Below are 210 nucleotides of genomic sequence, written 5' to 3'. Positions count from 1 at the left end.
AAAGCTGAAAACAACGGCAAGAACATCTGCATGGTTTACGCTCACAACGATGACATGGTGATCGGGGCTATCCAGGCGATCAAAGAAGCGGGTCTGAAGCCGGGCAAAGATATTCTGACCGGTTCAATCGACGGCGTACCGGATATCTATAAAGCGATGATTGATGGCGAAGCCAACGCCAGCGTCGAACTGACGCCAAATATGGCAGGG

1 pseudogene is annotated in these 210 nt (G+C 51.4%); it reads left to right on the top strand.

The annotated features are described in order from the left end of the window. Positions 1-210 (top strand): annotated as a pseudogene (locus FDX22_RS19520) (sugar ABC transporter substrate-binding protein); the annotation flags it as partial.

Source organism: Citrobacter sp. TBCS-14, from assembly GCF_005280805.1.
In the GTDB taxonomy this organism is placed as follows: Bacteria; Pseudomonadota; Gammaproteobacteria; order Enterobacterales; family Enterobacteriaceae; genus Citrobacter; species Citrobacter gillenii.
Note: the sequence above shows the minus strand (reverse complement) of the source record. Positions and strands in the feature narration are given on the sequence as shown.